Consider the following 25,919-nt stretch of genomic DNA (forward strand, 5'->3'; position numbering starts at 1 on the left):
CCACCTCGGGAGAGACCAGCATGACCGCACTTCAGCAGGCGGCGCCGCCGCCGCGAACCTCCAGGAACCGCCTCGGGCGCCGACGCGCGCTCTTCGGCCTCGTGCTCAGCCTGCCGGCGTTCATCCTGCTCGGGGTGTTCTTCATCTGGCCGTTCCTGCGCACCATCTACATGTCGCTGAGCGACTGGCCGCTGCTCGGCACGCCGCACTTCATCGGCCTCGGCAACTACCTCGAGGCCTTCCAGGACGACCAGTTCCTGCACGCCGTGGGATTCACCTTCCTCTACACGATCGTCATCACACCGATCCTGATCGCGCTCGCGTTCGGGCTGGCCTTCCTCGTGCGGAGGCGCACGCGGGCCGCGCGGTTCTTCCAGACCGTCTACTTCCTGCCGGTCGTCATCGGCCTCGCCGCGGGGAGCTACATCTGGCAGTTCATGTGGCAGTCCGATATCGGGCCGACCACGACGCTGCTCGGCCACCTCGGGCTCGTCGACCCCCGGACGAACTTCTTCGCCGAGTTCGGCTCGGCCTTCCTGATCGTGCTTGGGATGGTCACCTGGAAGGTCGTCGGGCTGCAGATGCTGCTCGTGCTCTCGGGCATGCAGGCGATCCCGGAGGAGGTGACCGAGGCCGCGCGCATCGACGGCGCGACGGGATGGCAGACCTTCTGGCACATCACCGTTCCCCTGCTGCGCCCCACGCTCGCACTCGTGCTCGTCTTCTCGGTCGCCGGCTCGTTGCTCGCGTTCGACCAGTTCTACATCCTGACGGTGGGCGGCCCGTCCGGCTCGACGCTGACCGCGGTCTACGAGATCTACCGCGCCGGATTCGTGCAGTTCCGCGTCGGCTACGCCTCGGCGCTCTCCATCCTCCTGATGATCGTGCTCGGGCTCGTCAGCGCCGGGCAGATGCTCCTGCTTCGGAACTCGGACAACTCATGACCACGACCCTCGCCCCTGCCCCCGCACCCGCCGAGACCGCCACGCGCGACACCGCGAGGCGCCGCCGCGGCCCGCGCCTCCTGCCGACCGCCGCCTGGTGGGTGGTGTCGCTCTGCCTCGCCGTGCTGTTCCTCTATCCCATCGGTGTGATGCTCTCGCAGGTCACCCCGGCGAACATCGCGAAGATCACCGACGCCAGCCGCGGGTTGAGCGTGGTCGAGAGCCTCGGCAACTCTCTGATCGTCTCGCTGACGGCGACAGCGGTGACCGTGGTGGTGAGCACGCTCGCCGGTTACGCGTTCGCCAAGCTCCCCTACCGCGGCAGCAGGGTCGCGTTCTTCGTCGTCCTGGTGACCTTCATGGTGCCGTTCCAAGCCGTCATCACGCCGCTGTACATCGTGCTGCGCGACATCGGCCTCCAGAACAACCTCATCGGGGTCGCCCTGGTGCTCGCGACCTTCAACCTCCCGCTCGGCATCTTCCTCATGCGCAACTCGTTCGCCGCCGTGCCGTCGTCGCTGGAGGAGGCCGCCCAGCTCGACGGCGCCTCGCCGCTCGGCGCGATGTGGCGGGTCATGCTCCCGGTCGCCGCGCCCGGCGTCGTCTCGACGGCCCTGCTGACGTTCTTCGCCGCGTGGAACGACTTCTTCGCATCCCTCATCCTCATCACCGACCAGCACCTCTACACGCTGCCGGTGAGCATCGGGATCCTCTCGACCGACAGCCAGTTCGGCGTGAACTTCGGGCTCATGCAGACCGGTGTCATGGTCACCGTCATCCCGTGCGTGATCGTGTACCTGATCCTGCAGCGCTACTACGTCGCAGGGCTGCTCGGAGGTGCGCTCAAGTGACCTCCGCACTCACCCCGACCGCACCGCTCGTACGCGGTCGCGGAGCCCCCGTCCCGGTCCGGCGCTCTCCGCTCTCGACGGGATGGACCTTGCGCCCGCTCGCCGGGGAGGTGCCCGACCGCGTCACCGCCGCAGGCCCGATCGCCGCGACGGTGCCCGGCTCGGTGCACACCGACCTCCTCGCCGCCGGCCTGATCGAGGACCCGTACCTCGACCGCAACGAGGAGCTGCAGCGCTGGATCGGCCTCGCCGACTGGGGCTACCGGGTGCCGCTGGACTGGACTCCGGACGGCTCGACGCGGCAGGAGATCGTCTTCGAGGGCCTCGACACCGTCGCGGAGATCCTCCTCAACGGCGAGACGCTCGCCCGCACGCGCAACATGCACCGCACGTACCGGCTGGACGTCACCGGCCGGCTGCTCGACGGCGCCAACGAGCTGGAGGTGCGCTTCGCCTCCCCCGTCCGGGCCGCGGACGCCGCGAGCCTCGAACTCGGCTACCGCCCGCACACCAACCACCACCCGTACAACGCGCTGCGCAAGATGGCGTGCGGCTTCGGCTGGGACTGGGGCATCGACACCGCATCGTCCGGCATCTGGCGGCCGGCGCGGCTGGAGACCTGGGACGGCGCCCGCATCCGCGACACACGCGTCTCGGCCGACGTCGTGGACGGAGTGCCCACGCTGACGGCCGACATCCTGCTCGACCGCGACGACGCGGCCGTGCTGGAGGTGGAGGTCCGGATCGGCGACACGGTCCACCGCCAGGTGCTGCAGCCGGGTCGCGACACGGCACACGTGGTCCTCCGGCTGCCCGACGCCGCGCTGTGGTACCCGGTCGGGCACGGGGATGCCGCGCTCCACGACCTCCGCATCGCGCTCACGGTCGGCGGCGTCCAGGTCGACCAGCGGTCGCAGCGCGTCGGCTTCCGGTCGGTGTCGGTGCTGACCGAGCCCGACGAAAGCGGCACCGGATTCCGAATCGTGGTCAACGGCGCGACGGTGCTCGTGCGCGGTGCGAACTGGATCCCCGACGACGCGTTCCCGCACCGCGTCGACCGAGCCCGCTACGCCGCCCGGCTCACCCAGGCGCAGTTCGCGGGCGTCAACCTGCTGCGGGTCTGGGGCGGCGGCGTGTTCGAGTCCGACGACTTCTTCGCCGAATGCGACGAGAGGGGCATCCTCGCCTGGCAGGACTTCCTGTTCGCGTGCGCCGCCTACGCCGAGGAGGAGCCGCTGTGGTCCGAGGTGGAGGCCGAGGCACGCGACAACATCGTCCGGCTGGCCGCCCACCCTTCCCTCGTCGTCCTCAACGGCAACAATGAGAACTCGTGGGGGCGGCAGGACTGGGGCTGGGATGCCCGGCTCGACGGTCGCACCTGGGGCGCCGGCTACTACTACGACCTCCTCCCCGGGCTCGTCGCCGAGCTGGCGCCACACGTCGCCTACACGCCGGGGAGCCCGTTCAGCCCCGATCCCGACGCGCCGCAGAACGATCCCGCCCACGGCACGGTGCACATCTGGGACCTCTGGAACGAGAAGGACCACCCGCACTACCGCGACTACCGCCCCCGGTTCGTCGCCGAGTTCGGCTGGCAGGGTCCGCCGACCTGGTCGACCCTGACCGCGTCGCTCTCTGACGACCCGCTCACACCCGAGTCGCCGGGCATGATCCTCCACCAGAAGGCGATCAAGGGGAACGACAAGCTGACCGACGGCCTCGTCGCGCATTTCCCCCTCCCCGACGACATGGCCGACTGGCACTGGGCGATGTCCCTCAACCAGGCGGTCGCCGTGCGGACGGCCGTCGAGTGGTTCCGCTCGCTCACCCCGACCTGCACCGGCTCGATCGTCTGGCAGCTCAACGACTGCTGGCCGGTCACGTCCTGGGCGGCGGTCGACGGCTACGGACGGAGGAAGCCGCTGCTGTACGCGCTGCGCCACGCCCATCGCGATCGGCTGCTGACGGTGCAGCCCGACGGTGATGGCCTCCTGGCCGCCCTGGTGAACGACACGGCCGACGGGTGGGACGGAACCCTCGAGGTCGAGCGACGACGCTACGACGGACAGCTGCTCGCCCGCTCTCAGCGGCCGGTGACGCTGGCGCCCCGCTCCGCGCTGCGCATCGCGCTCGACCCGCAGCTGGTGACGCCCCGCGCCGCGGCGTCCGAAGTCGTCGTGCTCCGCTTCGGCGGCCGGACCGCGCACTGGTTCTTCACCGACTACCGGCACTCCGCGCTGAGCGACCCGGGACTGTCCGTCCACGCCACGCCGACCCACGACGGCTGGATTGTGGCCGTGCAGGCGAAACGGCTCGTCCGCGACCTCATGCTGCTGGTCGATCGCGTGGATCCTGAGGCGGTGACGGACGAAGCCCTGCTGACGCTCCTTCCCGGCGAACGCGTCGAGCTCACGGTGACGGGAGCCGTCGATGCGGACCCTGCGCTGTTCGCCGACCAGCTGGTCCTCCGGTCGGCGAACCAGCTCGTCGCAGCTCGACCGCGGGTGTGGGACACCCGTCTTGTGCGGGAATGGCGCGAGAACGATCAGGAGCACATCATCGAGGAAGCCTGATCTGGTGGAGCGAGTGACGGGAATCGAACCCGCGCTATCAGCTTGGGAAGCTGAAGTTCTACCATTGAACTACACTCGCGCGGCCCGGAATCCCAGATAAACACTGGGAAGTAAGGCTCCGGCCCAGACTACCCGCTCAATGGTTTTTGGCCAAACTCACCGTTTACTCACCCTCAGGACTCACTTGCGGGGGTTGGTTCCGTTCCGCGGCTGCTGGCGGGCCGCGCCACGGCGCGGGAGCGCCCGTCTCATCCCGCGGTGGCGCGCAGGACGTCGGCGGGCGCAAGCCAGCCCACGAGGGCGTCGCCGGCGACCACGGGTGCCCCGTCCGTCGCGCCGGCTTCGACGACGCGGTCCAGGACGTCGGCGACGTGGTCGTCGGCGGATACCGTCGCGGCGACCTCCATCAGCTCTTCGACGCGGCGATCGGTCGCTGCGTCGTCCGTGCGGACGGCCTCCGTCGCATCGGCCGACGTGAGGATCCCGACGAAACGGCCGTCGCGGTTCACCACCGGGGCGGCTCGGAGGCGCGAGCCCGCAAGCCACGCGATCGCTTCGCGCGCATCCGTGTCGGCCGTGACCGTGGGCGGGGCCGCCGACATCACCGAAGCGACCGTGACGCCCTGGAGCGCCGGAACGGGAGGCGCGGACAGGTCGACTCCTCGACGGCTGAGCTTCCTCGTGTAGATGGTGTCGCGACTGAGCAGTCGCGAGATGCCGGTGGCGACGATGACGGCGAGCAGGAGCGGCAGGATGATCGTGTACTCGCCGGTCAGCTCGAAGAGGATGATCCCGGCCGTGATCGGGGCTCGCGTCGCCCCGGCGAACACGGCGGCCATTCCGACCAGGGCGAATGTCCCGGCCTGCCCGGAGAGACCGGGGATCACCAACCCGATCGCCTCTCCCGCAGCAGCGCCGAAGGCGGCGCCGATGACGAGGCTGGGCGCGAAGACCCCGCCGGAGCCGCCGATGCCGATCGTGAGGCTGGTCGCGGCCATCTTGGCGACGACGAGCAGCAGCAGGAACGCGATGGTGTACTTCCCCGCGACACTCGCTTCGAGGACCGGGTAGCCGACGCCGTACAGCTGCGGCATCGCGAACAGCAGCAGGCCGAGCAGCAGTCCGCCGACGGAGGGGCGCAGCCATTCCGGTCCGCGCCAGGCCCAGTCGCAGACGTCTTCGATCAGGTAGAGGATCTTGCTGAACAGCACGCCGACCGCGCCGGCGAGCAATCCGAGGCCTGCGAAAAGCAGGTATTCGCTGGGCTGCTTGGCGGTGAAGGCCGGGAGCGCGAGGAAGGGGTGGTCGCCGAACACCGCCCGGCCGACGACGGAGGCCGTGATCGAGGAGAGCATGACTGCGGCGAAGGAGCGGGTGGCGAAGTCGCGCAGAATCAACTCCAGCGCGAAGAACACACCGGCGATCGGTGCGTTGAAGGTGGCGGCGATACCGCCGGCCGCGCCGCAGGCGACCAGGGTGCGCAGCTGCGACTCGGACATCCGCGTGATCCGGCCGAGCGTGGAGCCCAGCGCCGAGCCGATCTGGACGATCGGCCCCTCGCGTCCGACCGATCCGCCGGAGCCGATGGTGATCGCGGAGGCCAGCGCTTTGACGACGGCGACGCGTCCGGGGATGTGGCCGCCGCGACGCGCCACGGCGTACATCACCTCGGGCACGCCGTGTCCGCGAGCCTCCCGCGCGAAGCGGTGCACGAGCGGGCCGTAGATCAGGCCGCCGATGGCGGGGGCGAGGATGACGAACGCCCCGCCGAGCCAGGGAACCCACGGGTTCGAGGGATGCCCGGTCGTCGCGGAGTAGTCGGTCGTGCCGGTGAAGATCAGGGTGGCGGTCTGTACGAGCCAACGGAAGGCGACGGCGGCGAGCCCGGCGCCGGCTCCGACCACGACCGCGGCCGCGATCAGGGGTGCGGGCGTCGCGAAGACGCGCCGCCACCAGTGCGTCATGCTGTCACGTGAGCCGTCGACGATTCCACGGATGCTCGTGGTGATGGCGGACACTGAATTCCAATCGTGTAGAGATGCAACTGTTGCATAAGTGCATCAAAAGCGTAACACTGGAGGCACCATGCAGAATCACGGATTCCCCCACGAGGCCACCGAGGCGACGTTGCGCGCGTCCCGGGCGCTGCTGGGGATCGTCGCCCGGTCCGTGTCGGATGCGCTGGAGCAGGTGACGCTGCCGCAGTTCCGTGTGCTCGTCGTGCTCTCCGGCTCCGGCGCGATGCGGATGGGGGCGCTTGCGGCACGGGTCGGGGCCGTGCCGTCGACCTTCAGCCGCACGATCGACCGGATGGTGGACGGCGGCTGGGTGCTCCGGCAGGAGAGCCCGCAGAGCAGGCGGGAGATCCTCGTCGACCTCACGGACGACGGCCGCCGGCTCGTGGATCAGGTCACCGAACGGCGTCGCCGTCAGGTGGCGTCCGTGCTGACGTCGCTCACCGCCGACGAGCAGCAGCAGATCATCGACGCCATGGAGGTCTTCTCCACTGCTGCGGGAGAGCCGACACCGGAGGACTTGCTGACGCTGGGCCTCTGAACCGACGGCCGTGTGGGGATGCGGCCACCACTCACCAGAAAGAGATGCGATGAAGGATCCCGATACGGCCCTCGCGGTCACTCAGGCGAACGTCCAGAACTACTTCGCGGCCAGCGTCGAGAGTTTGCTGTCCTCCCGCGCCGACCAGATCGCGTGGGAGGAGTGGGTGGCCTCGGTGCGACTCTCGTCCGAGGAGACCTGGTTCCGGTGCAACGCCTTCCTGCTCGCGCACACGCTGGGCCGCTTCCTCGCACGATCGGCGCCCGCCGAACCGGATGCACCACGCGACCCCTGGCTCGAGGCTTTCGTCGCCGCGATTGTGTCGGGGGACAATCGGGCGGAAGTCATTCTCTGGGCGTCGGCGACCGTCGACAATCCGCTGGCGAACGACGCGGTGCGCTTCTCGGCGGTGCTGTGGTCGATGTGCAGGGTGTTGCGAACGTCCCGGCCGCTCGATGGAGCGCGGCCGGGACTCTACAAAGAGCCCGTGTGGTTCGACGACACCGAGCTGGTCGGGAGTTCCGCTGATGAGCTCGACTGACCGTCCCGGCCCGCGCGCCACGCTGACGGCGGCGAATGTCCTCGGCGCGGTGGCGGCGGCGTTCCTGGTCTTCGGCCCGCTGTCCGTCGCCACACCGGAACGGGCCTGGCTCGTGGTGGGCTGTTCGCTCGTGTACGTCCTCCGGGTGATCGTGACGACGTACGTCACTGTGCAGCGTCCGGTCGGATACCCGGAGGCTGCGCTGGTCGGGGGGTGGATGCTCGTCATCCACGTCACGATGGGGCTGGTCGCGATGCACGTCCCCGGACCGCTCGACGGGTGGACGATCCTCGGGATCGCCTTATATGTGTTCGGCTCCTGGATGAACACGTTCTCCGAGCTGCAACGCCGGGCCTGGAAGGCGCGGCCGGAGAACCGTGGGCACCTCTACACCCGGGGCCTGTTCGCGTGGTGCAGGCACCCGAACTATCTCGGCGACACTCTGCTGTTCACCGGGTTCGCCGCGATCACGGGATCCTGGGTGGCTCTCGTGATTCCGGCGATCATGGCGGTCGGATTCGTCTTCGCCGCCGTTCCCGCGCTCGACCGTCGGTTGCGCGCGCACTATGGTGACGAGTTCGACCAGTGGGCGCAGAAGACCGCCCGCTACATCCCGCTCGTCTGGTGAGAAGGGAGCGCGCGTTCCCGCGGCCTAGCCGTTAGCCCCCGTGGCCGGGATCAGGGTCTGCAGGATGTACTCGAGCTGTTCGGCGGTGAAGGCGCCGGGATGGCGGATCACGACCCGGCCGGAGGGATCGAGGATGACCGTGTACGGCAGGCCGGTGATGCGGAACCGGCCGGCGATGGCGCCGTCCGCGTCCGCTGCGAGGGGAAAGGACACCCCGGAACGGGTCGCCAGCGCCCGAGCCGGCGCTCCTTGGTCGGAGACGTCGACGCCGAGGAACGCTGCCCGCCCGCTGAATTCCTGTGCGACCTTCTGGATCGCGGGAAGCTCGGTCACGCAGGCCGTGCAGGTGCTGGACCAGAAGTTCAGCACCGTGTATTCGCCGCCGGTGGAGCTGCGGTAGCGGCCGCTGCCGGTGAGGGCGGGAAGGCTGAACGGCGCCGGTTTGGAGCCGACTCCCGTGCTCCCGGCGGCGAGATCAGCCGGTGCGGCGCCGGAGACGGTGCGGCGCTGCGACGCCGGGAGGAGGTCGACGGCTTCCTGGGCCATGGTGTGGGCGAACGCAGCGGTGCTGGCCGAGTCGGTGCCGAACTGGCCGAGTGCGCGCTCCACGCCGGAGGGGTCGATGAAGAAGATCTCGGTGCCGTGGACGACCGACCGTTGGGCGGCGTCGAGTTCGATCGGGACGCCGTAGGCCTGTGCGACGGCGGCGAGAGTCTGCGGGGTGCCGGTGCCGTAGTACCAGTCGTCCGCCGAGCCGAGACCGTGCTCGTTCGTCCAGTCGGCGACGTCGCGGACCGCCGGATAGTACGGGTTCGCGTTGATGGAGACGAAGGCGATCTTCCGCGTCGACGATCCGAGGTCGGTGTTGGCGCGGGCCACGTCCTCGGCCAGGAGGGTGCAGAGGTCCTGGCATTGGTCGTCGTTGAAGGTGAGGACGACGGCGCGACCGCGGAACGACGCGGGAGTGATCGTCCGGCCGGTCTGGTCGACGAGGCTGTAGGCGGGTGCATGCACGGTGGATCCGCCGAGCGGGTCGAGCTGGATGAGATCGGCCGCCGCGGACGAGATGCCGGGTGCGACCGGGGGCGACGCGGGCGATGCCGCAGTGGAGGGCGGCTGGGCTGCGGCGATGACGATGGCCACGAATGCGGCGAGGACGGCTACCGCCGCGACGACGATGGGCCAGGTGCGGGTGGGTCGTGCTGTCATTGCTGCTCCGGAGGGGTGGGGGTGCGTCGCCGGCGGGCGATGGCGATGCCGGACAGTGCTGCCACCACGATGAGCGTGGCGGTCGCGCCGATGATGAGGGGGTGGGCGGAGACGGCGGAACCGAGCGCGTCGGCGACGCCGGCGACATACGTCGAGAGCGTGTGCTCGCCGGCCGGTTGAACCACCAGGCGGGTGCCGTAGGCGAGCAGGTAGACGCCCACCACGATCAGCAGCACCGACGCGATCCGCGGGACGAAGCGGGCGAAGCGCCGTCCGGCGACCCGGACTGCTTCGGCGCCGAGCAGTGCGGCGACGACGCTGCAGGCGGCCACGAAGATCCCCATCCCGACCGCGTATGCCACGGCCGCGGTCAGTGCTGCGAGCGCCGCTCCCTCGGTGACGCTGGGAGAGGCGGCGGCGAGGAAGAGCGGCAGGGTGCAGCCGAGGGATGTGGCTGCGAACGCCGCACCGTACCCGGCCATCGCCAGCGGCCCCTTCCCCGATCGGAACGGCAGGGCGATGACGGGAAGGCGCACGGACTTCCCGGCAACGCTGAAGACCCCGACGACCAGGAGGACGAGTCCGAGCGCAGCAGTGAAGTAGGGTGTCCAGGCGAGCCCGAGTCTCAGGCCGGCAGCGACGGCGAGACCGGCGACGGCGAACACCAGGACGAAGCCGCTGGTCATCGCGGCCGCCGCCCGCAGCGCTCGCAGGATGCGGGCGTGCACCGCCGTGTCCTCGCCGTCCAGGAAGATCGCGAGATAGGCCGGCAGCAGCGGGAAGCCGCACGGGTTCAATGCTGCGGCGAGTCCGAGGGCGAACGAGTAGACGAGGTCGGATGCGTTCACAGGCCGCGCCGTTCGTCCGCGGAGGCCAGTCTCGCGAGGTAGTCGTTGTATGCGGCCCGTTCGGCCTCGGCGCGGGCGGCGGAGCGTTCGATCCTCCGGGTGCGGCGCTCATCGGAACGCTGCCACTGCAGGAAGATCACACCGAGGACGATGAGGGTCGGGATCTCGGTGAACCCCCAGGCGATGCCGCCGCCCACCGCCTGGTCGGCCAGCGGCGCGATGCCCCAGCCGGGAATCGGCTGGCGATAGAACCCCACGATCAGAGCGACCGACATCATCAGCATCACCCCGAAGAACGCGTGGAACGGCGCCGTGGCCGCGAGCTCCAGGATCCGCACCGTCGGTCCCGCATAACGGCGGAGCCCGCGCGACGCCTGGCGCGGGCTCGGGTCGATGCCCAGCACGCACCAGAAGTAGAGGAATCCGACGGCGAGGAAATGCAGCAGCATCAGGTTGTGTCCCCACATGGTGCCCATGAGGACGTCGAAGATCGGCGTGAAGTAGAGGCCGTAGAGGCTGACCAGGAACAGCGAGAGCGACGTCACCGGGTGAGCGAGGAACCGGGCGGGTCGGCTGTGCAGGACCGCCAACAGGATCGAGCGCGCCGAGATCCGACCGGCCGGTCTCGCCGGGAGTGCGCGGAGAGTGAGCGTGATCGGAGCTCCGAGCACGAGGAACACGGGCGCCAGCATCGACAGCACCATGTGCTGGACCATGTGCGCGCTGAACAACTCCATCCCGTACCCGTCGACACCGGTGGCCGTCATCGCCAGAACCGTCGCGATGCCCAGCGCCCACAGCACGCTGCGGTGCACCGGCCAGCGGTCGCCGCGCAGGCGAAGTCGCACCACGCCGGCGAAGTAGGCGATCAGCAGCACGAGCATCAGGGCAGGAATCACGGGCACCGGCTGAGGATGGAACGCGATCATCCGCGGGAACGTCGGGGGAGCGGTGGGCATCCACATCAGCCCCGTCATCGCGTGAAGCGGGGAGGAGTCGCCGCCGGGTGGCGGTGTCGGCATGATCACGGCGTCGAGGTTCTTCCTGTCATGACGTGCAGCGCAGAGTGATTAATGCATTTCTGCAACAGTTGCAAGAATACACGTCTTTCTCATAACCCGCGACGAGTTGTGAGCGTCAGAAGGCTTCAGCGATCGCGCGCGTTTCATAACAGTGGCGATGAGCGGCGACGTGCTGCCATCGTCAACAGCCGTTGACATAGGATGGGGGACCGGGCGAAGGGACGAACGGTGCAGCGAGGGGAGCGGTCGCGGGAGCGGATCCTCAGGACGGCGCAGACGCAGTTCGCCGCCCGGGGGTACGAGGCGACGACGATCCGGTCCGTCGCGGCGGAGGCGCACATCGATCCGTCGATGGTCATGCGGTACTTCCGGAACAAGGAGGGGCTCTTCGAGGCGGCCACGGCGGTCGAGCTGCGCATCCCGGATCTCTCCGCGGTTCCCCGGGATGAGCTCGGGCGTGCTGTCGCCTCCCACTTCGTCGACACCTGGGAGGCGGAGACGTCGGCGCCGCTCCGGGTGCTGCTCTCGTCGGCTCTCTCCGGTAGCGCCGCAGCGGAACGGGTCACCGAGGTCTTCCGAACGCAGCTGGAGCCGATCGTCGCCGCCTCCGGAGCGGTCGACCAGCGCGAGGCGACCGAGCGGGCCGGACTCATCGCCAGCCAGGTGCTCGGGTTCGCCCTGTGCAGGTACGTGCTGCTGCTGCCGCCGATCGTGGCGTTGGAGCCGGCAGCGGCCGTAGCGTGGCTCGGCCCGACCATCCAGCGCTATCTGGTCGAACCCGCGCCGTGACCCCGAGCCGCCGTCGCTCGACTAGCGCGAGCCGGCCTGATCGACGGTGCGCGCCGGGTTCTCCTCCGTACGCGCCGCGACGAGGGTGACGGTCGTCGCAGCGGCCCGGTCGTACGGCGTGAGTCCCGAGCCGGGGAACAGCGAGACGACGTAGACGATCGGCAGGGCGTAGGCGAGCACGAGGAGTACGTCCACGGCCGGTGACGGATCGCCGGGGCCGCCCGCCACGATCCCGATCACCGCCGCGTGTCCGATTGCCCAGGGCAGGCCGACCTTCAGGCAGTTCCGGAGCAGCGCCTTCGAGAATCGGACTCTGCCTCCGGTCGCCGCATCCCGCACGGCGAGCCGGAACAGCCGCTTGCCCGGCGTCGCCCCGCCGAGAACGGATTCCGCGACACTCAGGCCGACCGCGACGGGGACGACCACGAGCGCGGCCGACACCACGTTGAGTGCCAACGGGTCGAGACGGTGCAGCCCGCCGGACAGATACAGCGGGACGCCGACCGCCGCGATCATCGCGCACCACCCGAGGATGCACACGCAGTCGACCGACCACGCCGCCAGTCTCCGCCAGGGATGCTTCGCCATTCGCGCAGGCTACCGATCCGCCGTCCGGGCAAGCAAACACTCGGCCGCTGCGGAGGCCGTGGTTGACCGTGACCGCGCTCGAAGGTAAAGTCAACAAATGTAGGCCAACATGCGTTGACATCGAGGGGGGATCATGAATCCACAACAGCCCGACGTTCTGGTCGTCGGAGCCGGCCCCGCCGGCCTCACGACCGCAGCCCGACTCCTTCAGCACGGCGTGACGGCGCAGGTCGTCGACGGAAATGCGATGGGCGCGAACACGTCACGGGCCGCCGTCATCCACGCACGCACCCTGGAACAGCTGGAGACCCTGGGCGTGACGGGCCGGCTCGTGAGCGACGGGGTCATCGTCCCGGTCTTCACGCTCCGGGATCGCGAGCGGGTGCTGGGCAGTATCGACTTCTCCGGCCTGCCGACGAAGCACCCGTACACGCTCATGCTCCCGCAGTGGCGCACCGAGGAGGTCCTCCGGGACCGGCTCGCCGAGCTCGGCGGAGAGGTCCAGTGGAGCACCACGGCGCTGGCCGTCTCTCCCACCGACCGCGGTGCGGAGGTCGTGCTCGCGACACCGGAGGGCGAGCAGACCGTGTCCGCGCGCTATGTGGTCGGCGCGGACGGCTTCCGGAGCACCGTGCGATCCGAGGCCGGTATCGCATTCGAGGGCGGCGAGTACGCGCAGTCCTTCGTCCTCGCCGACGTGACCCTCGACTGGCCGCTGCCGTCAGCCGAAGTGCAGTTGTTCTTCTCCCCGGCGGGGCTGGTCGTCGTCGCCCCGCTCCCGGGCGGCCACCACCGGATCGTGGCGACAGCGGACGACGCGCCAGAGACCCCGTCGCTCGACTACCTGCAGACCCTGCTCTCGACTCGGGGACCGGGTGACAGCACCGTCCGGGCTGTGGAGTGGACGTCACGATTCCGGGTGCACCATCGGCTCGCCGCGCAGTACCGATCGGGAGACCTCTTCCTCGTCGGCGACGCCGCGCACGTGCACAGCCCCGCCGGAGGGCAGGGCATGAACACGGGCATCCAGGATGCCATCGACCTCGCCGACACCCTCGCCGCCGCCCTCCACGACGACCCGGCGGCGGACCTCGACGGCTACGAACGACGTCGCCGGCCGGTGGCCAGGGAGGTCGTGAAGCTCACGGACCGGATGACCACAGCCGCGACGCTGCGCCCCTGGGCGGGACGCGTGGCGCGGAACACCGTGCTCGGCCTCGCGCTCGGTTCGGCGCGGGTGCGCCGCGCCGCCGCGATGCGCATCGCCGAACTACGGTGACCCTCCGCATCACCGGACATCGAGAGAGAAGAAGGAGCAGCCCCATGCAGATCCTGAACGTCACCACGCACGCCTCCGACCTGGACGAGTGCGAACAGTTCTACGCGCACATCCTCGGACTGCCGGCCGCGTACACGAGCGACCGCGCCGCCGTGGAGGTGCAGGTCGGAAGCACCACGCTCCGGTTCGAGCGGGAGGAGAGCCAGGACGCCGGGTTCGACCACCTCGCGTTCGAGGTGCCGGCAGCGAGGTTCGCGGAGGCGAAGAGTTGGCTGACCCAGCGCGTTCCGCTCCTCCTGCTGAACGGTGAGGACGAGATCGAGGGGCCGCCGGGATGGAACTCCCGCTCCGTCTACTTCTCCGGCCCGTCCGGCTCGGTCCTCGAGCTCATCGCGCGCCGGGACCGCGACCACGCAGCAACCGGACCGTTCACGAGCGCCGATCTGCTCAACGTCAGCGAAGTCGGTCTCGCCGTCCCCGACGTGATCGCGACAGCGCAGGCAGCGGAGGACGCGGGCGTCCGTCCTTTCGCTGCGCCGCCGGCCCCGGCGTTCGCTCCGGTCGGCGATCGAGACGGACTGCTCATCCTGGTGCAGCCGGGGCGCCCCTGGCTGCCGACGACCGATCGGCCCTCGGGTCAGCGCCGGATCTCCGTGGTGGCTCGCGGCGCCGCACCGGCGGTCTTCGAGGCCGGCGCGGCGACGGTGCGCCTCGTCGGCTGAGTGCTGGGGGCTTCTGCTGTCAGCGACACTGCTGACAGCAGAGAGCGTGCCCGTGGGTCTCGACAGCGAGGAGTGTTGGTCGCATGAGCGATTCTCCGAAGGTTCCGGTGTTCTCCGAGGCGATGCGAAGTCCGTTGTACGAGCGCAGAGTCCTCGTCCTGGACGGCCCGCTGGACGACGACAACGGGACGCTGCTGGCGACACAGCTCATCAGCCTGGCGACCGAGGACGAGTCCAGCGACATCTCGCTGTGGATCCACTCGCCGGGCGGCTCGGTCCCGGCGATGCTCGCGATCCGGGACATCATGCACACCATCCCGAACGACGTGTCGACGCTCGTGTTCGGGATCGCCTACAGCGCCGGGCAGTTCCTGCTCTCGGCGGGGACGAAGGGCAAGCGCAAAGCGTTCCCCAACGCTCGCGTGCTGATGCATCAGGGCTCCGCGGGAATCGCGGGCACCGCCGTCGACATCGAGCTGCAGGCCGACGATCTGCGCCACACGCGCGACACCGTCCTGGAGCTGATCGCCGACGACACCGGCCAGCCCTTCGCGCGCGTCTTCGAGGACTCCCTCCACGACCACTGGTACACCGCCGAGGAGGCGCTGGAGTACGGCTTCATCGACACGATCGTGCGATCGTTCGACCAGTTCAGACCCACTGCCGGAGCCGCGCCGGGGCGTCTCTCCCCGTTCGATGGAGGTGCGCGATGAGCAGTTACACGATCCCGAACGTGATCGCCGAGCATCCCCGTGGCGAACGGATCATGGACGTCTACTCGCACCTCCTCACCGAGCGGATCGTCTACCTGGGCACGGCCCTCGACGCCGGCGTCGCCAACGCTCTGATCGCACAGCTGCTCCACCTCGACTCCACCAGTCCGGACAGCGACATCCAGCTCTACATCAACTGCGAGGGCGGCGATCCGAGCGCCATGCTGGCGATCTACGACACGATGCGGTTCATCCGCCCGCAGGTGGCGACCACCTGCGTCGGTCAGGCGGTCTCGGTCGGCGCCGTCCTCCTCGCCGCCGGCGCGGCGGGCAAGCGGGCCGCGCTGCCGCACGCGCGTATCGTGCTCCATCAGCCGGCCGCGCAGGGCCGTGGCGCGATCCCGGACCTGATCCTCCAGGCCGACGAGGTCGTGCGGATGCGGGCCGACATCGAGGAGGTGCTCACCCGTCACACCGGACAGACGGTGAAGACATTGCGAGCCGACACGGACCACGACCGCGTCTTCACCGCGGCCTCGGCCCGCGACTACGGGTTGCTCGACCATGTGATCGAACGTCGGTGAGGATCCAGCGCCTCACGGATCATGCCGCGGCTCGTAGCTCACGAGCCCCACCGTGTTCCCCTCGCTGTCCTCGATGAACGCGATCCACTCGTCGTTTCCCGCTGGGCCGATCGTGTCGTCCTGGTGGGTGAAGACGACGTGCGGCTCGGTGACCACCCGCACACCATCGCCGCGCAACCGCTCGACCAGTGCGGCCACATCGTCGACCTGGAGGTACACCAGCGCCGACGGAGCGCCCTTCTCCAGCAGGAGGCGGCCGATGCCGATGTTGAAGAACAGCAGCCCGGGCGGGTCGAAACGGGCGGCGGGCGACTCGCCGAGCAGGTTCTCGTAGAACGCGGCGGCGCGGTCGAGGTCGTCGGCGTGCTGTGCGACCTGCAGAATCTCCACGCGCCCAGTATCGGATCGGGCGGCGGGCGGCGCCAGCCCCGGCGTGGTGAGCGCGCTGTGCGGAGGGAAGGGCCGAAAACGCCCACGACCCCCTCTAGACGCCCCGCCGCCTCCCGTTCGATGATGCGCACGAGCCGGCCCGTCCGCCGGCGGGAGGACGGGTCATCATGGCCGACGACGGCATTCAGCGCGGTTCCCTTCCGATCCCGGATCGGCGCGATGCCGGGTTCACCACGTTCGACGCGAAGGATCCGGACACCTCCTATCCGCCGATCACGCGGCTGAGGCCGCCGGCCGGAGCGCCGAACGTGCTCATCGTGCTGCTGGACGACGTGGGGTTCGGGGCGTCGAGCGCGTTCGGCGGGCCGGTGCACATGCCGACCGCCGAGCGGCTGGCGGCCACCGGGCTCCGCTACAACCGGTTCCACACCACCGCGCTCTGCTCGCCGACCCGGGCTGCGTTGCTGTCCGGGCGCAACCACCACGCGGTCGGGATGGGCTCCATCACCGAGCTGGCGACCAGCGCTCCCGGGTACTCGTCGCTGCGCCCGAACTCCATGCAGCCGCTGGCGGAGATCCTGCGGCTCAACGGCTACGCGACCGCGCACTTCGGCAAGTGCCACGAGGTGCCGCAGTGGGAGACCAGCCCGGCCGGCCCGTTCGACCGCTGGCCCAGCCCCGGCAACGGGTTCGAGAAGTTCTACGGGTTCATCGGCGGCGAGGCGAGCCAGTACTACCCGGCGCTGCACGAGGGCACGACCCCGGTCGACCCGCCGCGCACGCCGGAGGAGGGCTACCACCTGACCGAGGACCTCACCGATCACGCCATCGAGTGGATCCGCGAGCAGAAGGCGCTCGCGCCCGACAAGCCGTTCTTCGCGTACGTCGCCACGGGCGCCACGCACACGCCGCACCACGTCCCTCCCGAGTGGTCCGCGAAGTACCGCGGCGCGTTCGACGACGGCTGGGACGCGTTGCGCGAGAGCACGTTCCGTCGGCAGAAGGAGGTCGGCGCGATCGGGCCGGACGCAGAGCTGACCGCCCGCCCCGACGAGATCCCCGCCTGGGACGACATGCCCGACGAGCTGAAGCCGGTGCTGCGCCGGGAGGCCGAGAACTACGCCGGCTTCCTCGAGCACACCGACCACCACGTCGGCCGGCTGCTGGACGACCTGGAGGCGCAGGGCATCCTCCAGGACACGCTCGTCTTCTACATCATCGGCGACAACGGAGCCTCGGCCGAGGGCGGCATCGACGGCACGTTCAAGGCGATGGTGTCCGCGAACGGCGGCGACGACCTCCAGACCGCGGCGGTGATGACCGCCGAGCTCGACAAGTGGGGCGGGCCGGAGTCGTACCCGCACTACGCGGTCGGCTGGGCGCACGCGTTCTGCACTCCCTACCAGTGGACCAAGCAGGTCGCGTCGCACTGGGGCGGCACCCGCAACGCGACCATCGTGCACTGGCCGGCCGGGATCGCCGACGGCGGCGGGTTCCGCTCGCAGTTCACGCACGTCATCGACGTGGCGCCGACCGTGCTGGAGGCCGCGGGGCTCCCGGCGCCGGCGACGGTGCACGGCGTGACGCAGGAGCCGCTGCACGGCACGAGCATGACCTACACCTTCGCGAGCGCGGACGCCCCGGAGCGGCACGACACCCAGTATTTCGAGATGATGTGCAACCGCGGCATCTACCACCGCGGCTGGTCGGCGGTGACCAAGCACCGGACGCCGTGGCACTTCACCGGCAGCGGCCCGGCGTTCGAGGACGACGTCTGGGAGCTGTACGACGGCAACTCCGATTGGACTCAGTCCCACGACCTCGCGGCCGAGCAGCCCGAGAAGCTGGCGGCCCTGCAGCGGCTGTTCTTCATCCAGGCCAGCCGGTTCGACGTGTTCCCGCTGGACGACCGCCTCCTCGAGCGCCTCACCCCGCGCATCGCCGGGCGGCCGGAGCTGGTCGAGGGTGACGAGCAGCTCCTGTTCGCCGGGATGCGCTCGCTGAGCGAGGACAACGTCGTGAACCTCAAGAACCGGTCGCACTCCGTCACCGCCGAGGTCGTCATCCCGGACGGCGGCGCGGAGGGCGTGATCCTCGGCCAGGGCGGCCTCACCGGAGGCTGGGTGCTCTACCTGAAGGAGGGCGCCCTCGCCTACGCCTACAACTTCGTCGGTTACCAGGTCACCCGCATCGCGGGCGGCGAGCCGGTCCCGCCGGGCGAGCACCAGCTGCGGATGGAGTTCGCCTACGACGGCGGAGGGGTCGGGAAGGGCGGCACGGTCACCCTGTTCGTGGACGGCGCGGAGACGGCCTCCGGACGGGTGGAGCGCACCCACATCACCTCGTTCAACCTGGACGAGACCAACGATGTCGGCCGCGACACCGGCTCCCGCGTGGTCACCGACTACCCGGCGACAGGCAACGACTTCACGGGCACGATCAAGGTGATCCGGGTGGTGGGCGGCGACGACGGTCAGGGCCACCTGGTTGACCCGGAGCAGCTGCACCTGACGGCGATGCTGCGGCAGTGAGGAGGTGAGGGCGCGCTAGCGGTCGTCCGCCCCGCCGCCCGACGCGGTGTCCGCGCCGTCGTCGGGATCCTCCGACTGCGTGCCGGAGCCGTCGGGGAGGTCGTCGGGGTCGGGGTGGCGTGCGTCGCGATCGGTCATCGTTCGTCGTCCTTCCTCTGTGCGCACCGGCGGGTATGCCTGCCGTGCCGGGAACCGTACTCCCGACCTCCGGCGAGGGCGACCCTGGTCCCGACCCCTGTCTTCGCACCGCCCCGAGTTCTAGAATGCGAGGCAGCGAACTCGCCTATCCGATCCCGAGGAGGCGAAGATGGTCGCTGAGCACGACCCGCCCCGGCGGGTGGACTTCTCGAGCACCGACCCGCTCGAGACGAGAGACTTCCTGGACGACTCCTACGGCTGGCGGATGCGGCTGCCGCGGCCGAGCGCGCCCGCCGAGCCGCTGAACGTGTCGATGGTGGCGGCCGGTCCGCTGATCTCGGCGCGCGCCGTCGCGCCGGGCGACCTCTCCTACTCGGTGCGCGGCGACGACTACGTGGTGATCGACACCCTCCTCGACGGGACGTTCGAGCTCGAGCATCCGGGCGGAGTGGACCGGTACGGGCGCGGGGATGTCTACATCGCCAACTACCCGGACGCCGAGTTCACCTCCAGCACCCACGACATCCGGGTGCTGACCACGACTCTGCCATGCTCGGTGCTCGACGACGTCGCCAATCCAGACCCCGAGGCGGAGGCCGCTCCCGTGAGCTTCCTGGCGGCGACGCCGCGCGAGGGCGACGCGAGGCACTGGCGCGCGGTCAGCCGGTTCGTCGACCGGATGCTGAACGACCCGGCCTTCGAGCCGCCGCCGCTGGTGACTTCCGCGCTGGTGCGCAACCTCGCGGCCGCCGCGCTCACGACATTCGCCAACACCGCAACACCGGAGCCGACGTGGCGGGATCAGCACGACGCGCACCCCGCGACCGTCCGCCGTGCGGTCGCGTTCATCGAGGCCAACCCGGACATCGACATCTCGCTCGGCGACATCGCCCGCGCGGCGGGAACGACGCCGCGCGCGGTCGAGATCGCCTTCCGCCGCCACCTCGACAGCGACCCGCTCGCCGAGCTGCGGCGCGTGCGGCTCGCGGAGGCGCACCGCGAGCTGGAGGACGCGCAGCGGATCGACCGCGGGGCGCTGGCGGAGGTCGCCTCGCGATGGGGCTACCCGGAGGTCGACCGGTTCGTCGCGGAGTACACGGCGGCGTACAGGCGGCCACCGGAAGCGCGCGGCTGACGGCGACGTCCGGTCATCGGCACGACGGCGACGCGCCGGCCGGCGCGGTCACGACTGTTGCCGGCGTCCCCGCAGCGCCGCCGCAGCCGCGACGATCCCACTGCCGGCCGCGATCAGGCCGCCGACGCCGAGCAGCAGCCACGGCGGCGGCGCGCTCGACCCGGTGTCCGCGAGGGTGGTCGGCCCGCCGTCGTCCGCCGGCGTCACCGGTGACGGCGTCGGCGTCGGGGTGGGCGTCGGCGTCGGCGTGACCGCCGTCAGCGTGTTCTGCACGACGACCTGTGTGAAGTCGCCGAGCGCCACGGTGAACGTGTCGCCGAGCGTGTACGGCTGCCGCGTCGTGCCCACCTCGATGTACGCGCTGGTGGCGACATCCACGTTCGCGGCCGCTCCCGTCTGCGGCTCGGTGACCGTGCAGGTGAGCGTCGCGTCGGTCACCGCGATGCCGGAGTCGTTCGCTCCCTGGCCCGCCGCGACGGTCAGGTCGCCGTCGAACGCGTCGTCGGAGCAGTCGATCGCGAGCGTGGCGGCGTCCGGGCGCAGCGTGGTGTCGGGCGTCGTGTCCTTCACCACCGAGAACGAGCCGTAGGGCTGGTAGCGGTTGACGAAGTGGCAGCTCGCCTGCGCGCTGCCGGGGGTCAGGGCGACCGAGACGCTGGCGGCGGTCAGGTCGACCGATACCGTGTTCGCCCCGCAGGTCGCCGAGTCGAGCACCCAGAAGCCTCCGGAGTCCGGGGCGGGCATCGACTCCAGGATCGTGTACTGCGAGCCCGGCGCCGCGGACAGCCCGGTGGCGGACGGCGTCGCCTGCACCTCGACGCCCGGCGTCGTCGTGGTCGCGACCGGGTCCTCGACCTTGGTCAGGTTGTCTCGGTCGTCGAGCACGGCGTACCCGAACGTTCCGACGCCGTTCAGCGTCGTCTTGTAGATGTCGATCCCGCCGGACGGGTCGAACTCGTTGGCGAACAGGCACGCCACGTCCGATCCCGGCGGCGCTGTGTACGTCGCCGTCGCCGTTGCGGGTGTTCCCGGCGTGTTGGTGAACGGGATGGCCGCGCCGTTGCACACGGCGTTCGTCATCCGCCAGGTGCCCGGCCCGGTCTGGGAGAAGTCGGTGGGCTGCTGCTCGGTCGCCGTGTAGGTGCCGGCCGGCGCGCCGGTTCGGGTGGCGAACACCACGGGTGTGCCCGGCGTAGCGGTCTCCGCGGTGAACGGCTCCGGGACGTTGCTCGGGCCGGTGATGGTGAACGGGAAGCTCCCGGTCGCGCCGTACGACACCTTCGCGAGCTGGCCGTCGCCGAGCGGGGTGGGCGTATTCGTGTAAGTGCAGGTGACGTGGTCGTCCGGCGCGAGGTTCACACTGGTCGTCGCGCCGGAGTAGGTCACGACGCTCGCGCCGTTCGCGGACACGCACGACGCCTGCGCGGGAGGTTGCCAGCCGCCCTTGCTCTGCTCGGTGAAGCTCCAGGGCGGCTGGGTCAGGCTCCCGAGCGTGGCCCCGCGGACCAAGTCGATCGAGCCGTCCGTGCCGGGAGCGCCCGCCACAGTGAAGGCGCCGCCCGGGTTGTACGAGATGTTCCCCTGGAACGGGAAGGTGTCCGACTGCGCGCCGAGCACGTGCTTGACGATCGTGATGGTGCCGGGCGGCGGGGGAGGCGTGACCAGGTAGTAGTAGCAGAACACGTGCGTGCTGGCCTGCGGGAAGGTGACGGCGTCGACGTTGTCGCCGTTGAGGGCGTCCTGCGAGCAGCGGAGCGCGCCGAAGCCCACGTCGGGGTTGCCGTTCAGCGGGGCTGCCGGGGTACCGCCCTCCACCCAGACGGTGCGGCCGCCCTGGGCCGCGGAGGTCTCCGCGGCGTTCAACTGGACGGTCACCGCGCCCGCGATGGTCTGCGGGACGCCGCCGGGGCCGAGCACGGGCTGACCCTGGGCGTCCAGCAGCGGCGTGCTCGCCTGCGTGACGATGTCGGACCGGTAGACGCCGGTCACGGTGGACAGGTAGTCGGTCGCCTCCGTCTTCCCGGTGATGCTCGACCCGGTCGAGAACCGCCACCCGGTGTAAGGGCGGCAATTCGGCGACCCGCTCGCCTCGGCCGTCGGGTTCACGATGCCGTTGGCCGGGTAGGTCGAGTCCGGACCGAGGTTGAAGAGCGACTCCTGGATGTTGTTGCGGGCCTTGTTGGCCATGATGTCCGCGTAGCTGTCGCAGACGCGGGCCACGTAGGTGACCTGCAGCGGGGTGGGCGACTGCGCGGCTGCGGGAGGCGTCCACGCCGGCACGACGGCGCCCACGATCGCCGCGCCCAGCCCGGCGATCCCGACCGCGGCGGCAAAGCGACGTTTTCTCATGCTCCCCCGCATGGGGTACACGCTAGGTGCGGGGAGGGGCGCGTGCATAGGGGTGATCGCGCGAGGGGGTCATCCGGCGCGTCGCCCCGGCTCACTCAGTCGTCACGCGCGGCCGTGGTGCCCCCGGGCCGGTACGTCCCGAAGCTCCACTCGTTCCCCTCGGGATCGAGGACGCGCGCGCGACGACCTCCCCAGTCCGTGTCCTCCGGGGCGATGACAGCACGTCCCCCGGCGTCGACCGCGCGCGCGAAGACGGCGTCCACGTCATCGACGCGCAGATAGAGCCCCCCACCGGTCGTGGTGCCGAGCAGCGCCCGCGACTCGTACGCCTGGTCGCTCGTGGAGACCATGATGGCCGCATCGCCCGCCCGCACCTCCGCATGCTCCACCCGCCCGTCGGCCGCATCGAAGCGCGCGACAACGTCGAACCCGACGGCGGCGAACCAGTCGAGCGCGCTCGACGCGTCCCGGTAGGCGAGGTAGGCGGAGAGCTCCATGTGCGGCACGATACGACGGTCGCGGCGCTGGAAGAATACCCCCATGGCCGAGCCGACGAAGGAGCGTGTGAGCGGCCACCCGTCGCGCCCGCCCCGCTGGAGCCAGCGCCGCCGACTCCTGATCGTGCTCGCCCTGAACGCCGCCCTGATCGTCGGCCTCGTCGTCGCGGGGCTGCTGTCGAACTCGATGAGCGTGCTCGCGGCAGCCGGCGACACCGCCGCGGACTGTCTCGCGCTCGTTCTCGGCCTGATCGCGGTCGCACTGCGCGACCGCCGCCCGGACCATCCGCACGCCCAGCGGCCCATCGCGATCGCTGCGCTCGTCAACGCGACCCTGCTGCTGCTCGTGACGCTCATGGTCGTGATCGAGGCCGTGTCCCGGTTGCGCGAGGGCTCGCCGCCCGTCGAGGGCGTCCCGATGGTCGTCGTCAGCCTCGTCACCGTCGTGGTGATGCTGGCCGGCGCGTTCGTCCTGGGCCGCTCCGCCGCGGGGGAGGACGTCCACATGCGCTCTGTCCTGCTCGACGCGCTCGCCGACGCCGCCGCGGCGGCCGCGATCGCGGTGGCGGGCGTGGTCATCCTGGCCGCCGGCGGTCTCTACTGGCTCGACCCGGTGCTCGCGCTCGCCGTGTCGGCGCTGATCGCGACCGCGGCGGTGCAACTGGTCGTGAAGGCGGTCGCGGCGTTGCGCGGGCGGGTGGTCGAGTTCGACGGGGGCTGAGCTGGAAGAACGCCGCCTCCCTCACGCTGGACTGACGGGAGGCACGAACCCGATCGGCGCGCCCGGCGGCACCAGCCCCTCCGCCCGCACCGATCGCTCGAAATCCGCGATCAGTTCGTTGAAGTGCGTCGCCGTCCACGAGTGCAGGTAGCGCACGTCGAGCGGTTCGCGCTCTTGCGGGTCGGTGAGGAGGTTGACGATGTGCGGAGTCGACAGCTTGGCAGGGGGATCGGTGGAGTACTTCTGCGCGACCAGAGCGAGCTTGAAGTTGCGCCACTTCGCCCCATACAGCTCGGAGCCCATCCAGAAGAGGAAGCCGTCACGGGCCGACTCCGCAGTCTCCCCGGTCAGCCAGGGCAGCTGGTCGCGGCCGTCGATGACCCGGTCGGCCGGCAGTTCCGCCCCGGCTGCTCCCACCAGCGTCGTGAACCAGTCTGTGACGTGCATGATCTCGTCGGTCACGACCCCGGGTGTCACGTGCCCGGGCCAGCGCACGATGCACGGAGTCCGGAGGTTGCCCTCGCCGCCCGCGAAATACGAGCCCTCCCAGTAGCCCGGAGTGCCGCGCCAGCTGAGCACCTCCTCCGGACCGTTGTCGCCGGCGAAGACCACGATCGTGTCGCCGTCGAGCCCGAGTTCGGCGAGCAGGTCGAGCAGGCGGCCGAAGTCGGCGTCGAGTTCCGCGAGACTGTCCGCCCAGTCGCCGTTGCCGGTGGCGCCGGCGAACTCCTCGCGCGGGAGGACGGGCATGTGCATGAGGGAGTGGTTGAAGTAGGCGAAGAACGGCTCGTCCGCGTCCGCGGCGTCCCGGATGAACGCCTCGGCGCGCGCGAGGTACTCCGCGTCGCAGTCGCGGCGGATCGCCACAGTGAGCTGTTCGCGCTCGGTCGGCTCGGCGTCGCCCGCGTGCGCCTCCAGCATGTGCGAGACCGGGTCGCGCTGCGGGTCGTACCAGGGGTCTTCTGGCCACAGGGCCTCGTCGTAGGTGCGCGCGGGGCCGTACCACTCGCGGAACCCTTTGTCCGTCGGCCAGCGCCCTGCGCCTTCGCCCACGTGCCACTTGCCGTAGACGGCGCAGCGGTAGCCGGCATCGCCGAGCACATCCCCGAGGGTCCGCTCCCAGGCGACGAGTCCCCAGCCGTCCGGCGCACCGAGCGGGACGGCCTGGTTGCCAGAGCGGATGGCGTAGCGGCCGGTCAACAGCGCCGAGCGCGTCGGCGTGCACTGCGCCTCCGGCGCGTAGTTCGTCAGGCGGACGCCGTCTGTCGCGAACGCGTCGATACGGCTGGTCCACGTGCCGCGGAACGGTCCGCCGCTGTAACAGCTCAGCTCGCCGAAGCCGAGATTGTCGACATGGAAGAACAGGACATTCGGCCGAGCAGTGCCATCCGCCATCGCAGCTCCCCTCCCGTGAGCCCGAAACTATCAACGGGCGTCAGCGGCCGGAAGAGGCGACGTCGCCGAACTCCCGCCGCATGATCGGCCGGGACGGATACGTCCGTGCGACCTCCCGGAACCCGCTCGCCGCGAACATCCGTTCCGTGCCGGTGAAGAGCGCCGCCGCCGACGGGCGTCCGGCGAGGCGCTCGACGTCGACCGGGTGGCCGTCGAGGTGGGTCGCGCCGTGGTCGCGCGCCCACTCGGCCGCGGCCTCCAGAAGGGCGGCGCCGACGCCGCGGCCACGCGCCTCGCGGCGGACGACCACGCAGGTCACCCACCAGCCCGCGTCGCCGTCGTGACCGCCCGCGTTCTGCAGCGCGCTGCGCACCGCGCGGTTCGCGAGCACCCCGGGGAGGGCAGCGCGAGGCATCACACGCGTCCAGCCCACGGCGTCGTCGCCGTCGTAGGCGATCAGGCCGAACGGGACGTCCGCGCGGTCGAGCTGGATCCGGAGCGCGTCTCGGTGGTCGGGCCCGCCGCCGTCCAGGAACCGCTGGCACCAGCAGGCGTCCGGCCCGGCCGAGCGCGCCCCGAGCACCCGCACCACGTCGTCCCAGCGTTCCGGAGTCGCGGGCAGGACGCGGAAGCCGCTGCCGTCGCCCATCCCGGAGACCGGCCTAGTTCGCGCCGCGATCCGTCCCGCCCTCGGACGTCCCGCCCTGCGTCGTCGTCCCGCCCTGCGTCGTCGTCCCGCCCTGGCTGCGGCTGCGGAGCGTGTTCCGGCGCACCAGTGCGACCAGCGCCGTCGCGATGAAGAGGATCAGGGCGATGATCGCCAGCCAGAGCAGGCCCTGGATGGCGAAGCCGATCACTGCGAGGACGGCCCAGATCGCGAGGAGGACGATCACCAAGATCAACATGCCGCCAACGT

26 protein-coding genes and 1 tRNA gene are annotated in these 25,919 nt (G+C 70.5%); 14 read left to right on the top strand and 13 right to left on the bottom strand.

The window, feature by feature from the left end; all coding sequences use genetic code 11:
* Nucleotides 1-20 precede the first annotated feature (20 nt).
* The 3 genes from F1C12_RS15805 to F1C12_RS15815 are packed head-to-tail and all read left to right on the top strand — an operon-like array spanning nt 21 to nt 4,368.
* Nucleotides 21-944: a carbohydrate ABC transporter permease gene (locus tag F1C12_RS15805; RefSeq protein ID WP_185275857.1), complete on the top strand. Its 924-nt coding sequence runs from the start codon at nt 21-23 to the stop codon at nt 942-944.
* Entirely contained in the window at nt 941-1,795 is an 855-nt protein-coding gene (locus F1C12_RS15810; protein WP_185275858.1) for a carbohydrate ABC transporter permease, read from the top strand. Before F1C12_RS15805 ends, F1C12_RS15810 begins: the two co-directional genes overlap by 4 nt.
* A complete protein-coding gene (locus tag F1C12_RS15815) occupies nt 1,792-4,368 on the top strand; it encodes a glycoside hydrolase family 2 protein (RefSeq protein WP_185275859.1) in 2,577 nt (858 codons plus the stop codon). Before F1C12_RS15810 ends, F1C12_RS15815 begins: the two co-directional genes overlap by 4 nt.
* Nucleotides 4,369-4,373: 5 nt before the next feature.
* Here F1C12_RS15815 and F1C12_RS15820 read toward each other — a convergent pair.
* Both F1C12_RS15820 and F1C12_RS15825 read right to left on the bottom strand, forming a co-directional pair.
* Nucleotides 4,374-4,447, bottom strand: a tRNA-Gly gene (locus F1C12_RS15820).
* Between the two features lie 169 nt (nt 4,448-4,616).
* On the bottom strand, nt 4,617-6,386 hold the full coding sequence (locus tag F1C12_RS15825; protein WP_219732624.1) for a chloride channel protein: 1,770 nt from the start codon (nt 6,384-6,386) through the stop codon (nt 4,617-4,619).
* Nucleotides 6,387-6,453: 67 nt separating this feature from the next.
* Here F1C12_RS15825 and F1C12_RS15830 point away from each other — a divergent pair, with 67 nt between their 5' ends.
* Genes F1C12_RS15830 through F1C12_RS15840 form a run of 3 tightly spaced genes read left to right on the top strand, consistent with a single transcriptional unit; the run spans nt 6,454 to nt 8,093 of the window.
* The gene (locus F1C12_RS15830) at nt 6,454-6,924 is read left to right on the top strand and encodes a MarR family winged helix-turn-helix transcriptional regulator (protein ID WP_185275860.1); all 471 of its coding nucleotides are present in this window, start codon (nt 6,454-6,456) and stop codon (nt 6,922-6,924) included.
* 49 nt (nt 6,925-6,973) lie between these two features.
* Entirely contained in the window at nt 6,974-7,465 is a 492-nt protein-coding gene (locus F1C12_RS15835) for a hypothetical protein (protein ID WP_185275861.1), read from the top strand.
* Nucleotides 7,452-8,093: a methyltransferase family protein gene (locus tag F1C12_RS15840; RefSeq protein WP_185275862.1), complete on the top strand. Its 642-nt coding sequence runs from the start codon at nt 7,452-7,454 to the stop codon at nt 8,091-8,093. Before F1C12_RS15835 ends, F1C12_RS15840 begins: the two co-directional genes overlap by 14 nt.
* A 24-nt stretch (nt 8,094-8,117) precedes the next feature.
* On the opposite strand, the gene F1C12_RS15845 is transcribed toward F1C12_RS15840, so the two are convergent.
* From F1C12_RS15845 to F1C12_RS15855, 3 genes are read right to left on the bottom strand one after another with little or no spacing between them, the layout of a single operon-like run.
* On the bottom strand, nt 8,118-9,302 hold the full coding sequence (locus F1C12_RS15845; protein ID WP_185275863.1) for a redoxin domain-containing protein: 1,185 nt from the start codon (nt 9,300-9,302) through the stop codon (nt 8,118-8,120).
* Nucleotides 9,299-10,150, bottom strand: coding sequence for a cytochrome c biogenesis protein CcdA (locus F1C12_RS15850; RefSeq protein WP_185275864.1), 852 nt, complete (start codon nt 10,148-10,150; stop codon nt 9,299-9,301). The genes F1C12_RS15845 and F1C12_RS15850 overlap by 4 nt, the downstream gene beginning before the upstream one ends.
* Entirely contained in the window at nt 10,147-11,172 is a 1,026-nt protein-coding gene (locus F1C12_RS15855; protein ID WP_219732625.1) for a cytochrome c oxidase assembly protein, read from the bottom strand. The genes F1C12_RS15850 and F1C12_RS15855 overlap by 4 nt, the downstream gene beginning before the upstream one ends.
* A gap of 228 nt (nt 11,173-11,400) precedes the next feature.
* Here F1C12_RS15855 and F1C12_RS15860 point away from each other — a divergent pair, with 228 nt between their 5' ends.
* A complete protein-coding gene (locus F1C12_RS15860; RefSeq protein WP_219732626.1) occupies nt 11,401-11,961 on the top strand; it encodes a TetR/AcrR family transcriptional regulator in 561 nt (186 codons plus the stop codon).
* 21 nt (nt 11,962-11,982) lie between these two features.
* Here the strand turns inward: F1C12_RS15860 and F1C12_RS15865 are convergent, their stop codons facing one another.
* Entirely contained in the window at nt 11,983-12,549 is a 567-nt protein-coding gene (locus F1C12_RS15865) for an RDD family protein (protein WP_185275866.1), read from the bottom strand.
* A gap of 133 nt (nt 12,550-12,682) precedes the next feature.
* On the opposite strand from F1C12_RS15865, the gene F1C12_RS15870 reads away from it, so the two are divergent.
* The 4 genes from F1C12_RS15870 (at nt 12,683) to F1C12_RS15885 (ending at nt 15,847) form a co-directional block, all read left to right on the top strand.
* Complete coding sequence (locus F1C12_RS15870) at nt 12,683-13,828, top strand: FAD-dependent monooxygenase (RefSeq protein WP_185275867.1); 1,146 nt, start codon at nt 12,683-12,685, stop codon at nt 13,826-13,828.
* A 44-nt stretch (nt 13,829-13,872) separates the two neighbouring features.
* A complete protein-coding gene (locus F1C12_RS15875; protein ID WP_185275868.1) occupies nt 13,873-14,550 on the top strand; it encodes a VOC family protein in 678 nt (225 codons plus the stop codon).
* Between the two features lie 83 nt (nt 14,551-14,633).
* A complete protein-coding gene (locus tag F1C12_RS15880) occupies nt 14,634-15,263 on the top strand; it encodes a ClpP family protease (RefSeq protein WP_185275869.1) in 630 nt (209 codons plus the stop codon).
* Nucleotides 15,260-15,847: a ClpP family protease gene (locus F1C12_RS15885; protein ID WP_185275870.1), complete on the top strand. Its 588-nt coding sequence runs from the start codon at nt 15,260-15,262 to the stop codon at nt 15,845-15,847. The genes F1C12_RS15880 and F1C12_RS15885 overlap by 4 nt, the downstream gene beginning before the upstream one ends.
* A gap of 12 nt (nt 15,848-15,859) precedes the next feature.
* Here F1C12_RS15885 and F1C12_RS15890 read toward each other — a convergent pair whose 3' ends face one another.
* A complete protein-coding gene (locus tag F1C12_RS15890; RefSeq protein ID WP_185275871.1) occupies nt 15,860-16,237 on the bottom strand; it encodes a VOC family protein in 378 nt (125 codons plus the stop codon).
* 167 nt (nt 16,238-16,404) lie between these two features.
* On the opposite strand from F1C12_RS15890, the gene F1C12_RS15895 reads away from it, so the two are divergent.
* On the top strand, nt 16,405-18,768 hold the full coding sequence (locus F1C12_RS15895) for an arylsulfatase (protein WP_185275872.1): 2,364 nt from the start codon (nt 16,405-16,407) through the stop codon (nt 18,766-18,768).
* Nucleotides 18,769-18,783: 15 nt separating this feature from the next.
* Here F1C12_RS15895 and F1C12_RS22750 read toward each other — a convergent pair whose 3' ends face one another.
* Entirely contained in the window at nt 18,784-18,906 is a 123-nt protein-coding gene (locus tag F1C12_RS22750; protein ID WP_258045939.1) for a hypothetical protein, read from the bottom strand.
* A gap of 169 nt (nt 18,907-19,075) precedes the next feature.
* Between F1C12_RS22750 and F1C12_RS15900 the strand changes: the two genes are divergently transcribed.
* On the top strand, nt 19,076-20,041 hold the full coding sequence (locus F1C12_RS15900; protein WP_185275873.1) for a helix-turn-helix transcriptional regulator: 966 nt from the start codon (nt 19,076-19,078) through the stop codon (nt 20,039-20,041).
* 48 nt (nt 20,042-20,089) lie between these two features.
* Here F1C12_RS15900 and F1C12_RS15905 read toward each other — a convergent pair whose 3' ends face one another.
* The gene (locus F1C12_RS15905) at nt 20,090-22,390 is read right to left on the bottom strand and encodes a prealbumin-like fold domain-containing protein (RefSeq protein WP_185275874.1); all 2,301 of its coding nucleotides are present in this window, start codon (nt 22,388-22,390) and stop codon (nt 20,090-20,092) included.
* A 95-nt stretch (nt 22,391-22,485) separates the two neighbouring features.
* Nucleotides 22,486-22,932 carry a VOC family protein gene (locus F1C12_RS15910; RefSeq protein ID WP_258045940.1) on the bottom strand — a complete coding sequence of 149 codons (447 nt, stop codon included), beginning with the start codon at nt 22,930-22,932 and terminating at the stop codon, nt 22,486-22,488.
* Here F1C12_RS15910 and F1C12_RS15915 point away from each other — a divergent pair.
* A complete protein-coding gene (locus tag F1C12_RS15915) occupies nt 22,931-23,608 on the top strand; it encodes a cation diffusion facilitator family transporter (protein ID WP_185275875.1) in 678 nt (225 codons plus the stop codon). The two genes, F1C12_RS15910 and F1C12_RS15915, sit on opposite strands and share 2 nt — an antisense overlap.
* Nucleotides 23,609-23,629: 21 nt before the next feature.
* Here F1C12_RS15915 and F1C12_RS15920 read toward each other — a convergent pair whose 3' ends face one another.
* The 3 genes from F1C12_RS15920 to F1C12_RS15930 are packed head-to-tail and all read right to left on the bottom strand — an operon-like array spanning nt 23,630 to nt 25,908.
* The gene (locus F1C12_RS15920; RefSeq protein WP_185275876.1) at nt 23,630-25,003 is read right to left on the bottom strand and encodes a sulfatase-like hydrolase/transferase; all 1,374 of its coding nucleotides are present in this window, start codon (nt 25,001-25,003) and stop codon (nt 23,630-23,632) included.
* A gap of 40 nt (nt 25,004-25,043) precedes the next feature.
* Nucleotides 25,044-25,652, bottom strand: a complete 609-nt coding sequence (locus F1C12_RS15925) for a GNAT family N-acetyltransferase (protein WP_185275877.1) — start codon at nt 25,650-25,652, stop codon at nt 25,044-25,046.
* Nucleotides 25,653-25,665: 13 nt separating this feature from the next.
* Nucleotides 25,666-25,908, bottom strand: a complete 243-nt coding sequence (locus F1C12_RS15930; RefSeq protein WP_185279114.1) for a hypothetical protein — start codon at nt 25,906-25,908, stop codon at nt 25,666-25,668.
* Between the last annotated feature and the right edge of the window lie 11 nt (nt 25,909-25,919).

This window comes from Leifsonia shinshuensis (genome assembly GCF_014217625.1).
Classification (GTDB): Bacteria; Actinomycetota; Actinomycetes; order Actinomycetales; family Microbacteriaceae; genus Leifsonia; species Leifsonia shinshuensis_A.